Source organism: Clostridium thermopalmarium DSM 5974, from assembly GCF_002995795.1.
In the GTDB taxonomy this organism is placed as follows: Bacteria; Bacillota; Clostridia; order Clostridiales; family Clostridiaceae; genus Clostridium_H; species Clostridium_H thermopalmarium.
This window is the reverse complement of record NZ_PVXN01000034.1, coordinates 1-24,205: the sequence shown is the minus strand read 5'-3', so window position 1 is coordinate 24,205 and position 24,205 is coordinate 1. Positions and strand designations below refer to the sequence as shown.

Genomic DNA, 24,205 nt, shown 5'->3' with positions numbered 1-24,205 from the left:
ATAATATCTGGTGGTTATAGCTTGAAGGTAACACCCGTTCCCATTCCGAACACGAAGGTTAAGCTTCAAAGCGCCGATGGTACTGCACTGGAGACGGTGTGGAAGAGTAGGTCGCTGCCAGGTAAGAGCAAAGCACTAAGAAATTTCTTAGTGCTTTTTTATTTGGCCTATTTCATCTTATTGTAATAATGATAGGGTATTATATATAATTGACAGAGTATAATTAACATTTTATAATAAACATTGTTAATAATCGAATAGCTTCGATATTGGTACTGACAAAGTTTAATAGGGAATTAGGTGAGAATCCTAAACAGTCCTGCTGCCGTATTGAGGTAGTTGTTTTTTGTGCGAAAGCAGCCACTGGAGTAATCTGGGAAGGTAAAAAACAGCGATGATCTCTAAGTCGGAATACCTGCCAATATTTTTGCGTATAACCGCAAATTGCTATACCTTGCAGAGTACAGGGTGATAGCAAAAGAGATCTTGGATAAGTTATGCTATTTTTTGCATAATTTTTGTGCAATTTTGCAAAATTTTTTATTCCAAAGTTTTATTTGTGGTTATACGTTTCGGATTTTCCGAAACGTTTTTTATTGTATAGGAAAAGTGTCCTATCAATAAAAGAACGTCCATTGTATATGAAATATTCAAAAAATAAAAGGGAGGGATTAAAATGAAAAAATTTAAAAGTTTATTCTCATTCAGTATTACTTTAATTATGTTACTTGTGTTTTCAGTGGGCTGTTCAGTACAAGATAAGCCAAATACAAAAGGCTTAGAAACTACTAAAGAGGCCACAACTATAGTAGATCGCTCTGGTAAGGAAATTAATATTCCAGATAAAGTTGATAAAATAGTATCTTTAGCACCATCTATAACGGAGATTCTGGTGGAATTAGGATTTGGTGATAAGATTGTTTTAGTTGATGCAAATTCAAAAAATTTATCAGGTTTACCTCAAGGAATCGAATATGTAGACATGATGAAACCGGATGTGGAAAAGCTTATAGCATTGAAACCGGATATAGTTTTTGCCTCTACAATGACAGCTACTGGAGGAACAGATCCAGCAGAACAATTGAAATCAGCTGGAATTACACTTGCGTACATACCTACTAGCAACAGTATAGAAGGAATTTATAGTGATATTATGTTTATTGCACAGGTATTAAAAGAAAAAGAAAAGGGAGAAGAATTAGTATATAAAACCAAAGGAAAAATCACTAAGATAGCAGAAATCGGAAAAACTATTAAAGATAAAAAAACGGTATATTTTGAAATAGCTGCTGCACCAGATATATATAGTTTTGGAAAAGGTGTTTTTTTAAATGAAATGATAGAATTAATTGGTGCTAATAATATATTAGAAAAGGAAGATGGATGGGTTTCTGTATCTGAAGAGTCAGTGGTAGCTGCTGATCCAGATGTAATACTCACTAATGTTAATTATATTTCGGATCCTGTAAATGAGATAAAATCTCGTGCTAGCTGGAAAAATATGAAGGCTGTTAAAAACAATAATGTATATTATATAGATAATATGACAAGTTCCCTTCCAAATCATAATATTGTTAAAGCTTTAGAACAGATGGCTAAAGCTGTTTATCCTGATAAATATTAATGCCTATGAAGAACAGTATAAAAATTATGTTTTCAATAATCATATGTATATTCATTTTAGTTATAGCAGTAGGTATTGGCAGTGTATATATTGAGCCTTTGAATATATTATCTATTATTTATAGTAAGATATTTCATCAACCAATTATAAATGACATAAAAGATAGTTTAATATCAGTAGTTTGGGACATTAGATTGCCAAGAGTACTGGTAGCTTTCTTAGTTGGCGGGGCTCTTGCTGTAAGTGGCTCTGTTATGCAATCTATTCTTAAAAATCCATTGGCATCCTCCTATACTTTAGGAGTTTCATCTGGTGCCTCTGTAGGAGCAGGACTGGTAATTATCACAGGCTTTACCATATCCATATTGGGAAGATTTACTCTTCCCTTTATTGGTTTATTATCTGGGCTGCTTACAGTATATCTTGTAATATGTTTCACTGCTAAAATCGATAGGAATATGGAAAATGCTACAATAATATTAGTTGGTATGGTTTTTTCATTATTCATAAATGCTATAACTACATTAATAACAGCATTATCAGGAGAAAATTTACAAAGACTTATAGCTTGGCAAATGGGGAGCTTTTCTTTAAAGTCATGGGCAGATTTAAGGATTTTAGTGATGATTTTTCCTATCTGCTACTTAATTTTAATAAAATATACCAAAGAACTGGATATTATGACCTTTGGAGAGGAACAAGCATTAGCTGTAGGGGTAGAGGTAAAAAAGGTAAAATGGATTTTGCTTATACTATCAGCAGCATTAACTGGAAGTTCAGTAGCTTTTACAGGAGTGATAGGATTTATTGATTTAATAGCATCCCATGTAGTAAGGAAAATATTTGGTTCTACCCATAAACTAGTAGTTCCAATGTCTATGATATTTGGTGGAACCTTTATGGTGGTGTGTGATTTAGTAGCACGAATTGTAATTTCAAATTCAGAGCTTCCTGTAGGAGCTGTTACAGCTTTAATTGGAGCGCCATTTTTTGCGTATGTATATTTTATAAAAAGAAAGGTCAGATAAAATGATAGAACTTAAAAATTTATCTGCTGGATATAACGGTGTTGATATAATAAGGAATGTTTCATTGAAATTAGATGCAGGAGACAATTTATGTATTTTAGGAGTTAATGGGTCTGGCAAAACTACTTTACTAAAAGCTATAGCTGGTATAATTCCAAGTCAAGGCGATGTTTTGATTGATGGTAAAAGTATAAAAGCTATGAAAAGACAAGAGATTGCTAATGAAATAGCAGTTATGAGTCAATTATCTAATATATACTTCTCATATACTGTATTTGAAACTGTATTATTGGGGCGATACTTATATATGAAAAACAATTTCTTAAAAGAACCTTCTGAGAAAGATAAAGCCTATGTCCGAAAATGTTTAGAAACCGTTGGAATGCTAGATAAGCAAGATAAGCAGATTGATACATTATCAGGTGGGCAATTACAAAGAGTATTTTTAGCAAGAGCTTTGGCTCAAGAACCTAATATCATTTTATTAGATGAGCCTACAAATCATTTAGATTTAAAAAGCCAGAGGGAATTAATTTATTATTTAAAAAGGTGGTCAAAAGATTATAACCATTCAGTAATTGGGGTGTTCCACGATATAAATCATGCTTTGGAATTAGCTGATTATTTATTAGTATTAGCAAAAGATAATGTTATGGTATTTGGCAAACCTGAAGAGATAATTAATAGTAAGCTATTGGATGAGGTTTATGAAATGGATGTAGCAGGATATATGATTGATTGTTTAAAGAAATGGGAAAGATAAATTAAAAGTCTAACTATTTCTTTAATTTAGCTCTTAAGTTTAATCAGTTAGAAGGCATTGATGAGATTGAATTTAAAAGTAGAAATTATAAGTAAATAATATGTTTCAATTAGGAGAGAAGAAATGACAAAGAGAATGATATTGTAAATATGGGGGTGTTGGATTGTGGATTTATTAAAAGAAACTTTAAGTAAAATCACTGAACCGGATAAAAAAGTAAAAGAAGAAGTTAGAAAGAAGTGGGATGGATTACTTAAGCCAATAGGTAGTTTAGGTGCATTAGAAGAGATTATTATTAAGATATGTGGTATGACTGGCAAAGTAATTAATAAATTTGACAAAAAAGCTATAGCTGTAATGTGCAGTGATAATGGAGTTGTAAATGAGGGAGTAAGCTCTGCACCACAAGTATTTACAAAAATATTAGCAGAGAGTATGTCAAAAGGATTAACAGGAGTTGCTACACTAGGTAAATATACAGGTACGGATATTTTTACTGTTGATTTGGGTATAAAAGGAAAAGTGGACAATCCTAAAGTGCTAGATAGAAAGATTAGAGATGGCACTAAGAATTTTACAAAAGGACCAGCTATGACCTATGATGAGGCAGTTAAATCTATAGAAATAGGTATTGAAGTTGCAGATGAAATATTTGTTAAGGGGTATGATATATTAGGAACAGGAGAAGTAGGAATTGGAAATACTTCTACTGCAGTAGCAGTACTATCAAGTTTATCAGGTTTAGATGTAGATTTGATTTGTGGAAAAGGAGCAGGGCTTACAGAGAAACAGCACATACGTAAAAAAGAAATCATAAAAAAAGCTATAGCTATTAATAAACCTAATAAGGATAATCCTATAGATGTTATATCAAAAGTAGGAGGATTTGATATAGGTGGTATGTGTGGCTTGTGTTTATCTGCAGCTAAAAATAAAAAGCCTATTGTTATAGATGGATTTATATCTTCTGTGGCAGCTCTTTGTGCTACTAAGCTTAACCCTTATGTAAGAGAATACATAATACCTTCTCATTTATCAGCTGAACCGGGTGCAAAGTACGTATTTGATGAACTAGGGTTAAAGCCAATACTAAATTTAGAAATGAGATTAGGAGAAGGTTCTGGCTGTCCGCTTGCATTTCAAATCATAGAAACGGCAGAATATATATTTGAAAATATGGGAACACACGAGGATGTTTCAATGAGTACCTCATATTTAGTAGATATAAGAGAGGAATAAAGGAGGCAAAAGATGATAACATTAGTTACTGGTGGTGCTAGATCTGGTAAAAGTACCTTTGCAGAAAGTTTATATGGAAATGATAAGGATGTAGTATATATAGCCACAGCTAAAGTTATTGATGATGAAATGAAAGAAAGGGTAAAGCACCATCAAAATTCTAGGCCTAAACAGTGGCGTACATATGAAGGAGATTATAACTTAAGCAAGGCAATTGGTAATGAGAAAAAGTATTTACTTGATTGTGTTACAATACTTACTTCTAATATAATGTATGATATGTCCAAAGATGAAGAAAAGATAAGTTTTGAACTTCAAAAGTTAATTGAAGATAAGGTATTCTTTGAGGTAAAAGAATTAACAGATAAAATTAGAGAAAAAAATTACGATATTGTTATAGTGACCAATGAAGTTGGCGATTCTATTGTTCCGAGTCATCCTGTATCTAGAGCTTTTAGAGATATTCAAGGACGTGTAAACCAGCGGATTGCAGCAGTGGCAGATCAAGTATATTTAGTATGTTGTGGAATTCCGGTGAAAATAAAATGATTAAAGGATTAATATTAGCAATACAGTTTTTTACGAGAATACCTATTAATATTACTGTGGATTTTAATGAGAAAAACATTAGGTATAGCATATTTTTCATGCCATTAGTTGGAACTATTATTGGTGGCTTTGGTGGTATAGTTTATTATTTAATTGCACCACATAATAAGCTTATGGCTTCATTTCTAACACTTTTAATAACAATAATTTTAACTGGTGGACTTCATATAGATGGTTTGGCAGATACTTTTGATGGTTTTTTAGCGAATAAAGATAGAAAAAAAACTATGGAAATTATGAAGGATAGCAGAATAGGTACATTTGGAGTACTTAGTATAGTTTTGCATTTAATGTTCTTATATATATTAATAATTAGCATAGATAATGTACCTTTAGCAATGATCCTGTCCTTTACCAATAGTAGATTAATAGCAAGTATAATTATATCAAATAAGAAATCAGCTCAGGTTAATGGGTTAGGTGCTTTATTTCATAAAAGTAATCCTAAAAAGTTGATAATATTAAGTACAATTATTTATTTGATTTTTTTAGTATCTATTAATAAAAAATATTTGATACCTCTTGTGATTAACTATATTTTAGCAGAAATTATTAGCAATATATCATATAAAAAAATAGATGGTTTAACTGGTGATGTATATGGGACTATAATTGAATTAGGTGTACTTATTTCTTTATTTTCATTTTGGGGTGTGGGTGAATGGATATAATTATGATTAGACATGGTGAGAGTGAGGATAATGTAAGGAAAGTATATAGTAGAATTTCTACCCCTTTAACTGAGAAAGGCAAAGCAGAGATATTACAAACTAAGAAATTATTAGAGAGATATGATTATGAAGAGGTTTATTATAGTCCTTATAGGAGAACTGTAGATACTATGCATTATTTAGATTTAGAAGGCAAAGAAGATGATAGAATAAGGGAGATTAATTTTGGTATATTTGAAGGAAAAAATTTTGAAGAAATATCAAAAGTTTACCCAGAGGAAGCAAAGCTTTGGATAGAGGATATATATAACTATAGGATTCCAAAAGGAGAATCGTTATTGGATGTATATAATAGAGTAAGTGAGTTTTTAGAAGAACTATGCAAGATGAATAAGTCTGCTCTTTTAGTTACTCATGATTCTGTAATTCGTTTAGCTTTATGTTGGGTATTTGATGAACCATTGTATTTTTATAGGTTTAAGGTAGATAATGGCAGCATAACTACTATTACGGTAAATGAAGGATATAAGTATATTAACAGATTAAATCAAACATATTAATATAGCGCGGTGTAAACTCTTAACCGCGCTATATTAATTACGCTTCATTAAGCATCCATATAACGAAGTTTAAAACGCTTGCAAAAGATGTCCAAGCAATATATGGAATCATTAAAAATGAAGCTATTTTATCATGTCTGTAAAACTCAAATGTGGTTAGGAGAATAAATATAAGCATTAAAAGTATCTCTATAAATGCTAGTCCATATAAATTAAATCTAAAGAAAATGGTTGTCCAAATTAGGTTTAAAAATAATTGAATAAAAAACAAAATTAAAGCTTTAGTTATATTATTATTTTGTTTTCCTTTTAATATTATTCTGTAAAGAGAAATAGCCATAAGGAAGTATAATATAGCCCAGACAATTGGAAAAATCCAATTTGGAGGAGCAAAAGAAGGTTTTATAAGATTTTCATATATTCTTATATTGGACATTCCTAGAAGTCCGGATAAAAATCCAGCTCCTTCAATTAATATTATAATTAGAATAAGCAACCCAATATTCTTTTTTTCTCCAACTCTAAATATGTTAATCACGGTATCACCCCCAAGAACTTGCTTATCAATAATATATAATTCATACATTGTAAGTTTATGTTTAAATATAATAAAATTGTGTTTTAATTTTTAGTACTTATGATTGAAGATTTTGATAATAAGAAATATATATAATAAGAATATTATGATGATGTAAGTTAGTGCATTATTTTTTATATTGGTGTTTATTTATATCCACAATAAAAGTAAAAAGTGATAATGCTGAACTTAAATAAAAAAGATTTATAATGAGATATTAATAATATTTATTTGTTGATAAAGATATTCTAATTTATAAATTTTTCTAGTATAATGGAGAATACAATTAAAACGTTATGAAAGTTTTATTAAAGAGATTGGAGGAAATAATATGAAGCTATTAAAGTCTATGGGTAACTGGGGCAAAAACCATAAAGCAAAATTAATGGCTTTAGATTTTTTTAAATATATAGGACCAGGGCTTTTGGTTACAGTAGGATTTATTGATCCAGGAAATTGGGCATCTAATGTAGCAGCAGGAGCAGATTATGGGTACGCACTTCTTTGGATGGTAACATTGTCAACCTTTATGCTAATTATTCTCCAGCATAATGCAGCTCATCTTGGCATTGTTACAGGATATTGTTTATCAGAATCTGCTACAATATATCTTAAACCTTGGGTAAGCAGAATAGCTTTAATAACAGCAATGATGGCTGCAATTTCTACAGCCTTAGCAGAAATTTTAGGAGGAGCTATAGCTCTTCAGATGCTCTTTGGTCTTCCATTAAAAATAGGTGCAGTTTTAGTTTTAGGAGTAGTTATGTGGATGCTTTATACAAACTCCTATAAAAAGCTTGAAAAGTGGATTATAGGTTTTGTATCACTAATAGGTTTATCCTTTATAGTAGAACTTACTTTTGTTAATGTAAATTGGAGTGAAGCCATTGTAAGTTGGGCAAAGCCAAGTTTTCCTAAAGAATCTATGCCTGTTATAATGAGTGTTCTGGGTGCAGTTGTAATGCCGCACAATCTATTTTTACACTCAGAAGTTATTCAAAGCAGACAGTGGAACTTAGAAGATGATGAGGTGATAGCAAAACAGTTAAAATATGAATTTTTAGATACATTCCTTTCAATGGTAATAGGATGGGCAATAAATAGTGCTATGATACTGATTGCAGCATGTACTTTTTTTACACAAAAAATTCAGGTTATAGAATTAGGTCAGGCGCAGCAAATGTTAAAACCTCTTTTAGGAAATATAGCTTCTGTAATATTTGCAATTGCACTACTTCTTGCAGGAATATCTTCTTCTGTAACTGCTGGTATGGCAGGAGGAAGCATTTTTGCAGGGCTATTTAAGGAAACTTATGATATACACGATAGTCATACAAAAGTAGGAGTTGGAATTACTTTAATTGCAGCTGCTCTTGCAATTTTCTTCATAAGTGATCCTTTTAAAGGACTTGTATACTCTCAGATGTTTTTAAGTGTTCAATTACCTATCTCAGTATTGTTGCAAATATATTTAACATCATCTAAAAAGGTTATGGGCAAGTATGCAAATGCAGGTATAGAGAAAATATTGCTTTGGATTATAGGGATTATAGTAGCTGCCTTAAATATAGCTCTATTAATAAGCAGCTTATATAATTTTTAAATAATCTTTCTTTATATGCTTATACTACTATTAGGTTTCTTTTAATTTTTATATAGTGATTTTTAATTAAGGAGGAGATAATAGTGACTGAAAAAAGCCATATAGATATAAATAAATTAAATGCTATTCCTTCAGGACGTCCTTTTGAATATAAGGATGTGGTAATGGATGAATTCCCAATAGAAAAAAGAACAGAAGATGGAAAAAGGTTTAAGGCAGAAGTTGAGAATGGTGAATTTGATGCTGTAATCATAGAGGATGATACTGATAGAGTTCAATATCGAAAGTTATAGAAAAAAGCTACTTAGAAATTTCTAAGTAGCTTTTTAAGGTTTATATATTAACAAAGGAGGAGTCTAGTTAGAAGAGATTCAAGCTCTTTTAGTTTATCTTTATCCATTGGTGATGTATCCTTTAATAAATAGTCTAGACCCAGTTTGTCGTATTTATTAACCCCAAGAGTATGATAGGGAAGTAATTCTACTTTTTCCACATTATCTATTTGTTTTATTATATGAGCTAGCTTTGAGATGTGTTCCTCAGAATCTGTAACTTTTGGAACTACAACATGGCGTATCCAAAGCTTTGTACCTGATTTAGATAAAGCTTTTAAAAACTCATCTAAGCCTTTTTTCTCTTGACCAGTTAAATTTTTATATCCTGTATCATCTACATGTTTAATATCCAATATTACTAGGTCAGTGTATTTTAAGATTTCATCATATTTTCCAAGACCAAAGCCAGAGGTATCAAGTGTTGTGTGTATATTATTTTCTTTACATAATTTTAAGATTTCTAGTAAAAAGTCTGGTTGAAGGAGTACTTCACCACCAGAGAAAGTAACTCCACCACCTGATTTTTCAAAGTATGGCTTAAATCTTAAAATTTTTTTTAAAAGTTCTTCAGGTGTAAATTCCATTCCACCTTGCATATTCCAAGTGTCAGGATTATGACAATAAGCACATCTTAAAGGGCAACCTTGAAAAAATACTACCGTTCTAATACCAGGACCATCTACTAGTCCCATGCTTTCTATCGAGTGAATTCTTCCCTTTATCATACTATCACCTCATAAGGTTAATTTATTACATTTTTTCATGGAAAGTTCTGCTTATAACTTCTTTTTGTTGAGCTTTTGATAATTTGTTGAAGTTAACTGCATATCCTGAAACTCTTATTGTAAGTGTTGGATATTTTTCAGGATGTTCCATAGCATCTATTAAAGTTTCTCTGTTTAGTACATTTACGTTTAAGTGGTGAGCACCTTGGCCAAAATATCCGTCCATTATATAAACTAAATTATTTATTCTAGTTTGTCCATCTTTTCCTAGAGCATCTGGGATTATGGAGAAAGTGTTTGAAACTCCATCTTCGCATGCACAATATGGTATTTTAGCAACTGAGTTAAGAGAAGCTAAGGCTCCTTCAATATCTCTTCCATGCATTGGGTTTGCTCCAGGAGCTAAAGGTTCTCCAAGCTTTCTTCCATCAGGTGTTGAACCAGTTTTCTTTCCGTAAACTACATTTGATGTTATTGTTAATACTGAAAGTGTATGTTTAGCATTTCTATAAGTTGGATGCTTTTTAAGTTCTTTAGAGAATCTATCAACAATTTCTACAGCAATATTGTCTACTCTATCATCATCATTTCCGTATTTAGGGAAATCTCCTTCAACTTTAAAGTCAACAGTTATTCCATTTTCTCTTATAGGTTTTACTTTTGCGAATTTAATTGCGCTTAATGAGTCTGTTGCAACGGATAATCCAGCTACACCAAAGGCCATTAATCTTCCAACATTTGTATCATGAAGAGCCATTTGAGAAGCTTCATAAGCATATTTATCATGCATAAAATGAATTATATTCATTGTGTTAACATAAAGCTCTCCAATATACTCCAATACTTTAAAATAGTTAGACTTTACTTTTTCATAATCTAAAACTTCATCAGTTATAGGTTCTATATTTGGTACAACTTTTAAGCCTTTCTTTTCATCAATTCCACCGTTGATTGCAAGAAGCAGAGCTTTTGCAAGGTTGCATCTTGCTCCAAAGAACTGCATTTGTTTACCAACTTTCATTGCAGATACGCAACATGCTATAGCATAATCGTCTCCATAGATGGGACGCATAATGTCGTCATTTTCGTATTGAATTGAATCAGTTAAAATAGACATTTCAGCGCAGTACTTTTTAAAGTTTTCTGGAAGGTCTTGAGACCATAGTACTGTCATATTTGGTTCTGGCGCAGTTCCAAGATTTATTAGAGTGTGAAGATATCTAAAGGAAGTCTTTGTAACAAGGGGCCTTCCATCTACTCCCATTCCGGCTAAGGCTTCAGTTACCCAAGTTGGATCGCCTGCAAATAAATCATTATATTCAGGAGTTCTTAAGTGTCTTGCCATTCTAAGCTTAATTATGAATTGATCTATAATTTCTTGAGCTTCTTCCTCTGTAATTATTCCATTTTGAAGATCTCTTTCAATATATATATCAAGGAAAGTGCTAGTTCTTCCAAGAGACATTGCAGCACCGTTATTTTCTTTTATACCGGCCAAATATCCAAAGTATAAGAATTGAGCAGCTTCTCTAGCATTTTTTGCAGGCTCTGATATATCAAATTCATAAGATGCAGCCATTTTCTTTATTTCTTCAAGAGCTCTAATTTGCTCTGTAACTTCTTCACGAAGTCTTATGAGTTCATCAAGCATAACTCCTTTTAGTTTTTTAAGATCTTTTTTCTTTTCTTCAATTAAGAAATTTATACCATAAAGAGAAATTCTTCTATAATCTCCAATAATTCTTCCTCTTCCATATGCATCAGGAAGTCCAGTTAAAACTCCAGTTGTTCTTGCAAGTCTCATTTCTTCAGTATAGGCATCAAAAACTCCTTGATTATGAGTTTTTCTGTACTTAGTAAAGATTTCTTCCATTTCTTTATCTATCTCATAACCATAAGCTTCTAGGGCTTGCTTTGCCATTCTTATTCCACCAAAAGGATTTGTAATTCTTTTAAGAGGAGCATCTGTCTGAAATCCTACTATGACTTCATTTTCTTTATCTAAATATCCAGGTTTAAAACTGTTTATTCCTGATATTGTTTTTGTATCAACATCAAGAATGCCTTTCTTTGTTTCTTCTAGTATAAGCTGGCTGGCCTTTTCCCAAACTGTTTTTGTCTTCTCAGTTGGGCCCACTAAAAAGCTTTTGTCTCCAGTGTATGGAGTATAGTTTAATTGAATAAAGTTCCTTACGTCTATAGTTTTACTCCAATTCCCATCTTTAAAACCTTCCCATTGTTTAAACATATCTACACACTCCTTTAACATATAGTTAGTGTATTATATAAATAATATAATGTGTCATACTTTATTAAATAGCTTTTTTATAGCTTTATAATAAAATGTTTATCACCATCTTGAGACTGTATCAATAAAATTTTAAAACTGTTATAATCTATCTATAAACATATTATAATATTTAACAATAATATAATATGTGACTATAATCACGAAATATAAAAATAAAAAGAGAATATTTAGTATATCAATAATGCGAAATTATTAATGGCATTAGAGATTTATAACTATATGCTCAAAATTATGTGAATGAAATTATTTTTTAGGATGTTATGTTATAATAATAACATTCTACTTGGGATAAATCAATATAATGGTATGAGTTTAGTTAATGATAATTCGTTTAATAACATATTAAATACAAAAAAATACATAAAATATTCGTATGGTTTAATATGGTAAATTAAGATAAGTAAAAGTTAAGGTTAATTATAAGTTTTGTTTATGAATTTATGATAAATTCTAATTTGATTTTGGTAAAAATCAGTGGTAATCTGTTATAGAGAAAGTAAAATATTTAAAAAAGATTGATAAAGTTATGACAATATATGGAATTTGTTTAAGGGGGATAGTTATGGCTAAGTTGACTGCAGAAAAAATAGCTGAACTAAAGGGACAGGGATTCATAATGCAAAGAGATAAAGAGCATTTTGTATGTAGAATAGTAACAGTAGATGGTACTATGGATTCTAAGAAAATAAGAAAGGTGGCAGAAATCTCTGAAAAGTATGGAGAAGGGCATATGACTTTTACTTCAAGACTTAGTATTGAGATACGCGGAATCAAGTATGAAGATATAGATAAGGTTAAAGATGAACTTAAAGAAGTAGGACTTTATGCTGGAGGAACAGGCGCAAGAGTTAGACCAATCGCTTCTTGCAAGGGAACTGTCTGCGTATGGGGACTTTTGGACACTCAAGAGTTAAGCAGAATAATACATGAAAGGTTTTATGAGGGATGGTATGATGTAAAACTTCCACATAAATTTAAAATAGCTGTTGGAGGATGTCCAAACAACTGTGCAAAGCCTGATCTAAATGATTTAGGAATAATGGGCCAAAGGAAGCCAAAGCTGGATCAGGATAGGTGCTTAGGATGCAAAAAATGTGCTGTTGAGGAAACTTGCAAGGCAGGTGCTGCTAAGAGAGTAGATAATAAAATGAATATAGACTTTGATAAATGCAGGAAATGTGGACAATGCATAGGCAAATGCCACTTTGATGCAGTAGAACTAGATAAAGAAGGAGTAAAAATATTTCTAGGTGGTAAGTGGGGTAAGCTCCCTAGAGTAGGAGACTTGGTGAACAATATATTTACTGTAGAAGAAGCATTAGAATTTATAGAAAAGTCTATACTATATTATAAAGAATACGGAAAAGACGGAGAAAGATTTGGAGATATGATTGATAGAATAGGCTTTGAACAAGTGGAAAAAGTATTGCTTACTAATGAAATGATGGATAGGAAAGAAGAAATATTAAGTGCTCAAAGTATGTAAAGGATATACATGATAGAAATTAATTTAAGCCGTATGATTAAATCATACGGTTTCGTTTATGTAGGGCAAGTATAAGGGTTAGATTGGTAAAAGTATTTATGCGCTAGGATTTTACATTTCTATAATAAATGCTTATAATTTGTGTAATAAAGTAAAGTTATATATGAGGGAGTTTTATAAATGGGTAGAAAAACAATACACAAAAGAGGAGTTCTTGTGATTAGCTCAGGCTCTAGCAATATGGAAGCTATAAGAGTATCATTAGGAAGTATAGAAAATATGATATCAGAAGAATTTAAAGATTGGGAGGTTAGAAGAGCTTTCACTTCGGAAGCTATAATTGAGAAATTAAGAAAAAACAGTGGTATAATAGTAGATAATGTTGAAAAGGCGTTGAAAAAAATGAATGTGGAAGGATTTGAAAATGTGATACTTCAGCCTCTTCATATAATACCAGGAAGCGAGTATGAAAAAATTGTAGAAACCTTAAAAAAGTATAAGACTATTTTTAAAAACATAGCTTTAGGAAGGCCTATTTTATATTACGAAAAGGATTATAAAAGAGCATTAGATGCACTGAGAACTCAAGTGCCATGCTTAAACCATGATGAAGCAGTTGTTCTAGTAGGTCATGGAACAAAGCATACATCTAATATATTCTATAAGAGGTTTCAAGAAATTATTGATGAAGAGGGATTAAGATTCTACGTGGTAACTCTTGATGAATATCCTACTATTTATGATATAATATCAAAATTGAAAAAGGATGAGGTAAGAAAAATATTTCTAATGCCTTTTATGCTGTTTTTTGGAGGGCATGGAATGCGTGATATTGCTGGAGATAAAGATGACTCATTAAAAAATATATTGAAAAGAGAAGAGTTTGAGGTAAGCATTTATGAGCATGGTCTAGGGGAAAATATAGAATATCAAAAGATATACCTTCAGCATGTAAAAGATGTTATGTATTAGGAGGACATTATGAATCTAGCAGTAATAGGAGTTAACTATAATAATACGCCTATAGATATAAGAGAAAAAGTTTCTTTTTCTAGGTCTCAAAAAGAGAAAGCAGGAAAGTATCTTATAGATAAAGGAATAAAAGAAATTGTTATATTGTCAACTTGCAATAGAAGTGAAATATATGTAATCAGTGAAAATTTAAATAAGGATATTGAAACAGTTAAAAATTTTTATAAGGAATTTTTTAACATAGATAATATAGAAGAATATTTATTCACAAAAGAAAATAAGGATGCTTTGTTTCATGTATATTATGTAGCAGCAGGTTTAGATTCTATGATACTTTGTGAAGACCAAATATTAGGTCAAGTTAAAGAGGCATTAGATTTTTCCATAAAACATGAGCTAAGCGGAAAGGTATTAAACAAGCTTTTTAAAGAAGCTGTAACTTCAGCTAAAAAAATAAAAACTGATTTAAAGATATCAGAAACGCCTATTTCTATTGTTTACATAGCTATAAAGATTTTAAAAGAAAAATTAGGTTCTCTCAAAGGAAAAAAGGCTTGTGTAATAGGAATTGGAGAGATTGGAAGACTTGCTTTAACTCATCTTTTAGAGGAAGATTTATGTGAAATATACATAGCTAATAGAACTTATAATAATATTTTAGACTTACTTTCTAAATTTCATAATGTAAAACCAATAGAATTTGAAAAGCGCTATGAGGTAATAGAAAAGGTGGATATTATAATTACAGCAACTTCAGCTCCACATACTATCCTAGATTTTAATCATATGAAGAAAATTCATAATAATTTATACATAATGGATCTTGCCCTTCCAAGAGATGTGGAGAAAAAGGTAGCCTTTTTAGAGAATATTACTGTTTATGACGTAGATGATTTTAAAAATATATCAGAAGAAAATATGAAAAAGAGAGAAGAACTTTCAGAAGTTGCAAAGGATATCATAAATTCAAAGGTTGAAGAATTTATTGATTGGTCAAAGGGTATAAAGGTTGACTCAGTAATTAAGAACTTAAATGAGAGATGTAATGAAATAAAAGATGAATACTTTAAATATATAGATAAGAAGCTAGAATTAGATGAAAAGAGTAAAAAAGTAGTAGATAAAATGCTTTCATCAGCTCTTAGAAGGTTAGTAAAGGATCCTATTTTAACTTTAAAAGGATTAAAAGATGAGGAAAAAATAAATGAGTATATAAAAGTAGTAAATGATATATTTAATTTTTAATAAGAGGAGATATTATGTACTATCCTTTAATGATAGATATAGGAGATAAGTTAATTGCAGTAATAGGTGGAGGAAAGGTTGCCCTAAGAAAGGTAAAAAAGCTTTTAGAATTTCAAGGAAAAGTTAGAGTTGTAAGTCCACAGCTTTTAGATGAGTTTAAAGAACTAAAGAATAGATTTTGTGGAAAATTAGAAATAATAGAGGATAAATTTAAAGAAGATTATATAAAAGATGCTTTTTTAGTAATAGGAGCAACAGATAGAGCTGAAATAAATAAGGATATAAGTAATTATTGCAGAAAAAATAATATACTTTGCAACATAGTTGATGATATAGAGTTTTCAGATTTTATAGTTCCTTCTTCTATAAAAAGGGGAAGCCTTGTAATATCCATATCAACCATGGGAAAAAGTCCATCTCTAGCAGCTAAAATAAAAAAAGACTTAGAAAAGGCGTATTCTGAAGAATATGAAGAGTATGTAGACTTATTAGGAGAAGCGAGGAGACTTATATTAAAAAACTATAATGATGATGTAGAGAAAAGGGAAATGCTAAAGGATATAATAAATATGCCTATAGAAGAGCTTAAAAGGTTTATTGAGAATGAGAGTAGAAAGGGGCATAATGTATGAAAATAATAGTTGGCTCTAGGGGAAGTAAGCTTGCACTTACTCAAACTAATTGGGTTATTGAAAAGTTAAAAGAAAAGCATCCTGAGGTAGAGTTTGAAATAAAAGTAATACAGACAAAAGGTGATAGAATAAAGGTCGTGGCTTTAGATAAAATAGGTGGCAAGGGAATATTTGTTCAAGAAATTGAGGAACAGCTTGAAAGTGGAGAAATAGATATGGCAGTCCACAGCATGAAGGATATGGCTACTTCTATTCCGGGTAATCTTAAGTTTTCTTATATACCAGAAAGAGAAGATTATAGAGATATTCTAGTGCTTAAGCGTGAATATAAAACCATAGATGACCTCCCTAAAGGAGCTAAAATAGGTACAGGCAGCAAAAGAAGAAAGTATCAACTTTTAAGTTATAGAGGAGATTTAGACATTGTCCCTATAAGAGGAAATGTAGACACTAGAATAAGAAAAATAGAAAGTGAAAATCTCCATGGTGTGGTTCTAGCTGCAGCAGGAGTGAAAAGACTAGGATTAGTTAATAGTATTGACTATAATATAGTTTATTTAAATAAAGATATAGTACTTCCAGCCCCTGCTCAAGGAATACTAGCTATTGAAATAAAGCGGGGAAGAGAAGATTTAGAAAATATATTAAAATGTATAGAGGACAAGAATGCAAAGATACAAGCTGAATGTGAAAGAGCATTTTTAAAAGGTGTAAATGGAGGATGCCATCTTCCTATAGGAGCAATTTGTATTATAAATAATGATAAGATAAAGCTAGAAGGGCTTTTAGGAAAAGAGGATGGCTCAAAGCTTGTTCGCAAAGCCATAGAAGGAAATATTGAAGAAGCAGAAGGTTTAGGATTTAAACTTGCAGAAATGATACTTAAGGAGATAGATTAACATGAAAGGAAAAGTGTATCTAGTCGGTGCAGGACCAGGAGATTATAAGCTTATAACTCTAAAAGGTATGGACTGTATAAAGATTGCAGATGTTATTGTATATGATAGGTTAGTTAATAGGACTTTGTTAAAGAATGCAAGGAAAGATTGTGAATTTATATATGTAGGAAAGAAGTCCAGCAATCACACTAAAACTCAAGATGAGATAAATGATATAATTGCTCATAAGGCAAAGGAAGGAAAGATAGTTACAAGGCTTAAGGGAGGAGACCCTTATGTTTTTGGAAGAGGAGGAGAAGAAGGAGAGTATTTAAGGGAAAGGGAAATTGATTTTGAAGTTGTTCCTGGAATTACTTCAGCCATAGGAGGGCTTTGTTATGCAGGTATTCCTATAACTCATAGAGATTATGCTTCTTCTTTTCACGTTATAACAGGTCACTTAAAGGATGAAGATAAGGAGTTAGATTGGGAATCTTTAGCTAAACTAAATGGCACTTTAGTATTTTTAATGGGAATAGCAAATTTAAATAAAATAGCTACAAGTTTGATTGAAAATGGAAAAGATAAGACTACTCCTACTGCTTTAATAAATTGGGCTACTACACAAAATCAAAAAGTTGTAGAAGGAACCCTTGAAAACATACACGAAATAGCCTTAAAAGAAAAGATAGAATCTCCAACTCTTATTGTTGTTGGAGAGGTTGTGAAGCTAAGGAAACATTTAAACTTTTTTGAGAGTAAGCCCCTATTTGGAAAAAGTGTAGTAGTAACTAGGTCAAGGGCTCAAAGCAGCAAACTTGTAGATAAGATAATGAATCTTGGTGGAAACCCAATAGAATTTCCAACTATTAAAATAGAAGAAATAAAACCTAATGAGGCTTTAGATAGGGAGATAGAAAGGCTAAGTCAGTATTCCTATATAATATTTACAAGTGAAAATGGAGTAAAAATATTTTTTGATAGATTGTTTGAATTGAATTATGACAGCAGAAAGTTAGGAAATATAAAGATAATAGCTATAGGACCAGCTACTTCAAAAGCACTTAGAGAAAGAGGAATAGCTGCAGATATAATTCCAAAAAGATTTGTGGGAGAAGCTGTGGTAGAAGAACTTCAAGAGATTTTATCAAAGGAAGACAGAATACTTATCCCTAGGGCTAGTGAAGCTAGACCATATTTAGTAAAAAAGTTAAGTGAAATATGTGGTGTAGTAGAATGTAAAACATATAGGACAGTAAAGGGCGAAGGAAATAAGGAAGAAATACTAGAACTTTTAAATGAAGATAAAATAAATTATGTAACTTTTACAAGCTCATCTACAGTTAAAAATTTCGTTGAAATAATAGGAAAAGAAAACCTAGATAAGCTAAAGAATACAAAGATAATATCTATAGGACCAATAACATCAAATACAATAAAGGATTTTGGACTTAATGTATATAAAGAAGCAGAAGAGTACACTATAGATGGAATCATAAAAGCACTTATTTAAGCACTTAATTAAAGTTTTTTAAGAAACTCTAAATTGACAATGGTCAATAATGCGTTGGGAGGAATAAAAAGTGAACATAATAAAAAGGCCAAGAAGGCTTAGGGTTAATGAAACAATTAGAGGATTAGTTAGAGAAACTAGAATTAGTGTCGAATCTTTAGTGTATCCATTGTTTGTGATAGAAGGGGAAAATATAAAAAGAGAAATTACTTCTTTAAAGGGAAATTATCATTTTTCTGTGGATAAGTTAGAAGAAGAGATTAAAGAACTTATGGATTTAGGAATAAAATCTGTTATATTGTTTGGAATTCCTAATGAGAAGGATGAGGTAGGCTGCGAGGCATATCATGAGCATGGAATAGTACAGAAGGCTATAAAAGAGATAAAAAGCAAGTTTCCTGATATGTATGTTATAACTGATGTATGCATGTGTGAATATACTTCTCATGGACACTGCGGAATACTTACAGAGAGCGGTTATGTAGATAACGATAAGACTCTTGAGTATCTTGGCAAAATAGCTGTAAGCCATGCAGAGGCTGGGGCTGATATGATAGCTCCTTCTGATATGATGGATGGAAGAATTGGCTTTATTAGGGATGCTTTAGATAAGGCAGGATACGTTAATGTACCTATAATGGCTTATAGTGCAAAATATGCTTCAGCTTTTTATGGACCTTTTAGAGAGGCAGCAGATTCCGCACCTTCCTTTGGAGACAGAAAGTCTTATCAAATGGATCCTGCTAATATAAATGAGGCTATAAGAGAAGTAGAGCTTGACATAGAAGAGGGAGCAGACATAGTAATGGTAAAACCAGCTCTTTCTTATTTAGATGTTATAAGAAAAGTTAAAGATAGCTTTAACATGCCTATTGCAGCTTATAATGTAAGCGGAGAATATGCTATGATAAGAAGCTGCATAGATAACGGACTTTTAAGTGAGAATGCAATTATGGAATCCTTAATTTCTATTAAAAGAGCAGGAGCAGATATAATAATAACTTACTTTGCAAAGGATGCAGCTAGAATACTTAGGAGGTAAGAAATGTGAGGTACGCTAAATCAGAAGAGTTATTCAAAGAAGCGGTGAAATATATTCCAGGAGGAGTAAACAGCCCTGTTAGAGCTTTTGGTTCTGTGGGAATGAGTCCCATATTTATAGAGAAGGCAGAAGGTTCTAAGATTTATGATATAGATGGAAATGAGTACATAGATTACATATGCTCTTGGGGACCGCTTATATTAGGTCATAGTAAAAAAGAGCTTATTGAAGGTGTAGAAGATATAGTAAAGAGAGGAACGAGCTACGGAGTTCCAACAAGGATAGAAGTCGAAATGGCAAAGCTTATAGTTGAAGCTTACTCTTCAGTGGATATGGTAAGAATGGTGAACTCAGGAACGGAAGCTACCATGAGTGCTTTGAGGCTAGCAAGGGGTTACACTAAGAGAAATAAGATTTTAAAGTTTGAAGGATGTTATCATGGTCATTCCGATGCTTTATTAGTAAAGTCAGGTTCAGGTACTATAACCTTTGGTGTTCCAACAAGTCCGGGAGTTCCAGAGGATACAGTTAAGGACACTTTGGTTTGCAGATTCAATGATATAGAAGCTGTTAGAAAAATCTTTGAAGAACAAGGAAAAGAAATAGCAGCAGTAATAGTAGAGCCAGTATCAGGCAATATGGGAGTAGTTCCTGCAAAAGAAGAGTTTTTAAAAGAACTTAGAGAAATAACAAAAGAATATGGAACGGTTTTGATATTTGATGAGGTTATAACAGGGTTTAGATTATCCTATGGTGGAGCTCAAGAGGTTTATGGAATAAAGCCAGACTTAACTTGCTTTGGAAAGATAATAGGAGCAGGACTCCCAGTAGGAGCTTATGGTGGAAGAAGAGAAATAATGGAGTGTGTATCACCACTAGGTCCTGTATATCAAGCTGGAACTTTATCGGGAAATCCACTTGCTATGCATATGGGATATAAAAATTTAAATATATTAAAAAATAATAAGAATATATATAAAGAACTAGAAGATAAAGCTATAAAATTAGAAAAGGGATTTAATAAAAATATAAAAGAATTAGGAATAAAGGCCACAGTAGTAAGATTTAAGTCTATGCTCTGCTTATTCTTTGGAGAAGGTCCATTTGAAAACTACGATGATGTATCAAAATGTGATACTAAAAAGTATGCTGTATATTTTAAAGAAATGCTAAATAGGGGAATATTAGTAGCACCATCACAATTTGAAGCCATATTTTTATCTGATGCTCATAATGATGAAGATATCCAAAAAACAATAAAGGCAAATTACGAGGCGTTATATAAGGTTAGATAAAGCAGTTTAGGAAGTGGAGAGTTGAGAGAGTTCAATAAAATGAACCGAATTAAGTTTAGCTTAATTCGGTTCATTTTCTATATAAAAAATTATTTCTTTCTCATAAAGAAATTGAACTTGTCTTTCTTAGGTGTTGAAGAATCTATGTTTCTTTTATGATAAGTGTCTTTGTATTCAGAAACTTGATTGTCCACTACATATGCATAGTCTGTTTTTCCTTCTTTAACCCAATCCATGAATATATATGTATGGGATGGAGCTCCACTCTTAGAATTAGATGTAAAGCATATATCTCCTGGCTGAAGCTTGGTATAGTCTGAAACTTTTTCCCATCCATTTTTTTCTAGTTCGGCAACTAATCTATTAGTATTAATTATTGAATTGCTTATATTGTAGCCATTATCTCTCAATATTTGTGCTACAAATATTGTTGATAAGCCTTTGTCGCTTCCCTTATTTAGCTTTATAGACTTTTGTAAAGAACTATTTCTGTTATTTTCATCTTTTAAATAATTGTATATTTTTTCATTCAAAGTTTCAGAAACAGTAGAAGCTTCAGTTTGAGCTTCTGTAGAAGTATTTTCAGATGTATCGCTGGATATTATTTGAGCTTGTTTAGAAGTGCTATCGCCTTTAGCAAAGTTTATTGTAAAAGAAAACATTTGTACTAAAGTCAGCACACATATAATAGCAATAGGTACAGCTATTACTGCAAAGGCTATGTTGCTCTTAATTTCTGTCTTATCGGCCATGTCGTACATTTCTTTTATGTATTTTTTTGTTTGCTCGCTGCTCTCTAGTTTACTATACTGATTGTTAAAATTTTTTTTACCCATCAATTATCCTACTCCCATATTCATTCTTTTATCATTTAATAGATTTTTATTTGAAGCTATTATATCTAATGACGCAATTTTTCATCAATCGACTACAAATTTTATTTTAACAGATAATTTGCATTGAGTAAACCGCTCTGATTTTAACAAAATGAAAACTTTCTGGAGATAACTATATATGTGTGTAAAAAATACTTGTAATGAGTTATAAATATTATGATAAAATTATTAAAAACAGCTTTAATAAGAAAAGGAGAAATAAAAAGTGAAAGAATGTTTTTTTACTAATTCTATGAACTTAGCTAAAAATATAGCTATTAGAAAGCTAGACAAGGGAGATATTGCAGTAGATGCAACCATGGGAAATGGAAATGATACGGTATTTTTAGCTAATTTAGTTGGAGAAGAAGGAAAGGTTTATTCTTTTGATATTCAAGAAGTTGCACTAGAAAATACACAAAGAAAGCTAATAGAAAATAATATTTTTAATAGAGTTCAGCTAATTCATGACGGACATGAAAATATAGATAAGTACGTCAAAGAAAACGTTAATTTAATCATGTTTAATTTAGGATATCTTCCAAAGGCTTCGCATGAAATCACTACAAAAGGAGAAACTACAATAATTGCTCTAGAAAAGTCTTTAAAGATTTTAAATAAAGGTGGAGTAATCCTTATTGTAATATATTATGGGCATGAAAATGGAAAAGTAGAGAAAGAAATGGTGGAAGAATTTACTTCTAAATTAAATCAAAAAGAATATAATGTAGTAAGGTTACAATTTATCAATCAAATTAATAATCCTCCTATGCTAATTGCTGTAGAAAAAAGATAAACATAATGCTTTTATTAATTATATGGGTTATTGATTTTGCTAAGTTTATATATTATAATAACATCGAGACGTTTGTCCATGGCAGTTCGAAAGCCTCCTGCCACTAAACAAAACTAAGGCAATACAATTTAAAATGTCTAATCAAGCTGTGATTGTTTTATTACGGCTTTTTTGAAGTGTATAAATTGTATTGACTGCTTAGTTAAAAAAGCAGTCTTTTTTATTTTTTAAAGTGTTTCCTTGGTTCCACTTTAAAAACAAGGGGGGATAAAAATCTATTTCTATTTTAGGTGTATTAGAATATGAGGCTTATGTTTGTTATATAGAATTAGCTAGGAATACTACATAAATTATTTAATGGAAGGAGTAGAACAATGAAAGACAATAAAATAAATAAATTAGTTAAAATAGCATTAGTTGCAGCAGTTTATGCAGTTTTAACAATAGCTATTGCCCCTATAAGTTACGGAGCTGTTCAATTTAGGTTATCTGAGGTTATGACACTTCTTGCTTTTATTGATCCTTTATATATACCGGGGTTAGTTTTAGGATGTGCTATAGCGAACCTTTATAGTACTGTAGGAGTTGTAGATGTTGTTGTAGGTACTTTTGCTACTTTTCTTAGTGTATATATGATAAGTAAATCAAAAAAGCTTTTTATTGCTACTTTATGGCCAACTTTATTTAATGGATTTATAATAGGGGGAGAATTATACTTTGTACTAAAGTTGCCATTCTGGCTAAGTTCAGCACAAGTTGCTCTTGGAGAATTTGTGGTAGTAACTGTAATAGGATATCCGTTATTTAGATGGTTATTGTCTAATAAGCACATAGTAAGTGTTTTGAAAATAAGAGAAACTAAGGCCGTACATGAAAGTTAATATGAATATATAAAAAGGAGCAGCATTTTAACTATAGATATAGGATATTTAGTATAAATTACTACTAATTCCTATATCTTTTTTACATTAAATTAATTTAATAAAGATTAGGTGATTGTACAGATACATATAACAATTTGTAATCTTATGTAAATTACAAGGTCATTAATTTTGAGGATACCCGTGATGGATTTCATGGAGATGGAGATTATTATGTAGTTATTCAATTAGATATGCACACCATAAAGGATTTTTCAAATAAGGCTTTAAAAAGTGGTAATTGGAATAAATTACCTATGAAAAATGAAATAAATTCATTTTTCAATCTTAGATTTTGATACAGGAAATCTATATATTTTAGAATCAACTTCTTAATAATAAGCAACTGAAGAAAATAATTTTTAGATGTTTTTAGATTAAACTTAAATTGCAATATTAAATGCAACACCCCTGTGAAAAAATCATGTAGAATAGGACTGACAATAGTCAAAATCAGCCTTAAGCCCATCTTAATAATAACAGGAGATGGCGTACATGGGTTTGTC

23 protein-coding genes, 1 rRNA gene and 1 riboswitch are annotated in these 24,205 nt (G+C 31.1%); of the genes, 20 read left to right on the top strand and 4 right to left on the bottom strand.

The genetic code is table 11. The features are described 5' to 3' along the window. The first annotated feature begins 6 nt into the window (after positions 1–6). The 8 genes from rrf (at position 7) to CPAL_RS07365 (ending at position 6,494) form a co-directional block, all read left to right on the top strand. Positions 7–123, top strand: a 5S ribosomal RNA gene (gene rrf, locus CPAL_RS07400). A 130-nt stretch (positions 124–253) separates the two neighbouring features. Further along, positions 254–437: riboswitch (cobalamin riboswitch) on the top strand. 239 nt (positions 438–676) lie between these two features. Next, positions 677–1,624 (top strand): ABC transporter substrate-binding protein, encoded by a 948-nt coding sequence (locus CPAL_RS07395; protein ID WP_061859082.1) that lies wholly within the window; start codon positions 677–679, stop codon positions 1,622–1,624. 26 nt (positions 1,625–1,650) lie between these two features. Next, the gene (locus CPAL_RS07390) at positions 1,651–2,652 is read left to right on the top strand and encodes a FecCD family ABC transporter permease (RefSeq protein WP_082787915.1); all 1,002 of its coding nucleotides are present in this window, start codon (positions 1,651–1,653) and stop codon (positions 2,650–2,652) included. Position 2,653: 1 nt separating this feature from the next. Then, entirely contained in the window at positions 2,654–3,415 is a 762-nt protein-coding gene (locus CPAL_RS07385; RefSeq protein ID WP_061859081.1) for an ABC transporter ATP-binding protein, read from the top strand. A gap of 165 nt (positions 3,416–3,580) precedes the next feature. Continuing rightward, complete coding sequence (gene cobT / locus CPAL_RS07380) at positions 3,581–4,654, top strand: nicotinate-nucleotide--dimethylbenzimidazole phosphoribosyltransferase (protein WP_061859080.1); 1,074 nt, start codon at positions 3,581–3,583, stop codon at positions 4,652–4,654. A 12-nt stretch (positions 4,655–4,666) separates the two neighbouring features. After that, the gene (gene cobU, locus CPAL_RS07375; RefSeq protein WP_061859079.1) at positions 4,667–5,203 is read left to right on the top strand and encodes a bifunctional adenosylcobinamide kinase/adenosylcobinamide-phosphate guanylyltransferase; all 537 of its coding nucleotides are present in this window, start codon (positions 4,667–4,669) and stop codon (positions 5,201–5,203) included. Further along, on the top strand, positions 5,200–5,934 hold the full coding sequence (gene cobS, locus CPAL_RS07370; protein ID WP_074366554.1) for an adenosylcobinamide-GDP ribazoletransferase: 735 nt from the start codon (positions 5,200–5,202) through the stop codon (positions 5,932–5,934). Before cobU ends, cobS begins: the two co-directional genes overlap by 4 nt. Further along, complete coding sequence (locus tag CPAL_RS07365; protein ID WP_106024348.1) at positions 5,925–6,494, top strand: histidine phosphatase family protein; 570 nt, start codon at positions 5,925–5,927, stop codon at positions 6,492–6,494. Before cobS ends, CPAL_RS07365 begins: the two co-directional genes overlap by 10 nt. Positions 6,495–6,531: 37 nt before the next feature. Here CPAL_RS07365 and CPAL_RS07360 read toward each other — a convergent pair whose 3' ends face one another. After that, a complete protein-coding gene (locus tag CPAL_RS07360; protein WP_242976295.1) occupies positions 6,532–7,029 on the bottom strand; it encodes a TspO/MBR family protein in 498 nt (165 codons plus the stop codon). Positions 7,030–7,402: 373 nt separating this feature from the next. Here CPAL_RS07360 and CPAL_RS07355 point away from each other — a divergent pair, with 373 nt between their 5' ends. Together CPAL_RS07355 and CPAL_RS07350 are read left to right on the top strand one after the other, a co-directional pair. Next, complete coding sequence (locus CPAL_RS07355) at positions 7,403–8,674, top strand: Nramp family divalent metal transporter (RefSeq protein ID WP_106024346.1); 1,272 nt, start codon at positions 7,403–7,405, stop codon at positions 8,672–8,674. An 83-nt stretch (positions 8,675–8,757) separates the two neighbouring features. Continuing rightward, complete coding sequence (locus tag CPAL_RS07350; protein ID WP_061859074.1) at positions 8,758–8,967, top strand: hypothetical protein; 210 nt, start codon at positions 8,758–8,760, stop codon at positions 8,965–8,967. Positions 8,968–9,014: 47 nt separating this feature from the next. On the opposite strand, the gene pflA is transcribed toward CPAL_RS07350, so the two are convergent. Both pflA and pflB read right to left on the bottom strand, forming a co-directional pair. Next, entirely contained in the window at positions 9,015–9,734 is a 720-nt protein-coding gene (gene pflA, locus CPAL_RS07345; protein WP_061859073.1) for a pyruvate formate-lyase-activating protein, read from the bottom strand. A 25-nt stretch (positions 9,735–9,759) separates the two neighbouring features. Next, positions 9,760–11,982, bottom strand: a complete 2,223-nt coding sequence (gene pflB / locus CPAL_RS07340) for a formate C-acetyltransferase (protein ID WP_061859072.1) — start codon at positions 11,980–11,982, stop codon at positions 9,760–9,762. A 625-nt stretch (positions 11,983–12,607) separates the two neighbouring features. On the opposite strand from pflB, the gene CPAL_RS07335 reads away from it, so the two are divergent. From CPAL_RS07335 to hemL, 8 genes are all read left to right on the top strand, one after another. Further along, positions 12,608–13,531 carry a (4Fe-4S)-binding protein gene (locus CPAL_RS07335; RefSeq protein ID WP_061859071.1) on the top strand — a complete coding sequence of 308 codons (924 nt, stop codon included), beginning with the start codon at positions 12,608–12,610 and terminating at the stop codon, positions 13,529–13,531. Between the two features lie 180 nt (positions 13,532–13,711). Continuing rightward, complete coding sequence (locus CPAL_RS14025; protein WP_116485982.1) at positions 13,712–14,503, top strand: sirohydrochlorin cobaltochelatase; 792 nt, start codon at positions 13,712–13,714, stop codon at positions 14,501–14,503. A 9-nt stretch (positions 14,504–14,512) separates the two neighbouring features. Next, positions 14,513–15,748 (top strand): glutamyl-tRNA reductase, encoded by a 1,236-nt coding sequence (gene hemA, locus CPAL_RS14020; RefSeq protein ID WP_116485983.1) that lies wholly within the window; start codon positions 14,513–14,515, stop codon positions 15,746–15,748. A gap of 14 nt (positions 15,749–15,762) precedes the next feature. Continuing rightward, positions 15,763–16,380, top strand: a complete 618-nt coding sequence (locus CPAL_RS07325; RefSeq protein WP_061859069.1) for a precorrin-2 dehydrogenase/sirohydrochlorin ferrochelatase family protein — start codon at positions 15,763–15,765, stop codon at positions 16,378–16,380. Then, on the top strand, positions 16,377–17,279 hold the full coding sequence (gene hemC, locus CPAL_RS07320; protein ID WP_061859068.1) for a hydroxymethylbilane synthase: 903 nt from the start codon (positions 16,377–16,379) through the stop codon (positions 17,277–17,279). The genes CPAL_RS07325 and hemC overlap by 4 nt, the downstream gene beginning before the upstream one ends. A gap of 1 nt (position 17,280) precedes the next feature. After that, the gene (gene cobA, locus CPAL_RS07315; protein ID WP_061859067.1) at positions 17,281–18,771 is read left to right on the top strand and encodes a uroporphyrinogen-III C-methyltransferase; all 1,491 of its coding nucleotides are present in this window, start codon (positions 17,281–17,283) and stop codon (positions 18,769–18,771) included. Between the two features lie 70 nt (positions 18,772–18,841). Then, positions 18,842–19,813, top strand: a complete 972-nt coding sequence (hemB, locus tag CPAL_RS07310) for a porphobilinogen synthase (RefSeq protein WP_106024345.1) — start codon at positions 18,842–18,844, stop codon at positions 19,811–19,813. A 5-nt stretch (positions 19,814–19,818) separates the two neighbouring features. Then, complete coding sequence (hemL, locus tag CPAL_RS07305) at positions 19,819–21,108, top strand: glutamate-1-semialdehyde 2,1-aminomutase (protein WP_106024344.1); 1,290 nt, start codon at positions 19,819–19,821, stop codon at positions 21,106–21,108. A gap of 89 nt (positions 21,109–21,197) precedes the next feature. Here the strand turns inward: hemL and CPAL_RS07300 are convergent, their stop codons facing one another. After that, a complete protein-coding gene (locus CPAL_RS07300) occupies positions 21,198–21,944 on the bottom strand; it encodes a peptidoglycan amidohydrolase family protein (protein ID WP_061859065.1) in 747 nt (248 codons plus the stop codon). A gap of 292 nt (positions 21,945–22,236) precedes the next feature. Here CPAL_RS07300 and mnmM point away from each other — a divergent pair, with 292 nt between their 5' ends. After that, on the top strand, positions 22,237–22,779 hold the full coding sequence (gene mnmM / locus CPAL_RS07295) for a tRNA 5-(aminomethyl)-2-thiouridylate-methyltransferase MnmM (RefSeq protein WP_207644366.1): 543 nt from the start codon (positions 22,237–22,239) through the stop codon (positions 22,777–22,779). 374 nt (positions 22,780–23,153) lie between these two features. Continuing rightward, the gene (locus CPAL_RS07290) at positions 23,154–23,660 is read left to right on the top strand and encodes a QueT transporter family protein (protein ID WP_061859063.1); all 507 of its coding nucleotides are present in this window, start codon (positions 23,154–23,156) and stop codon (positions 23,658–23,660) included. Positions 23,661–24,205: the final 545 nt, after the last annotated feature.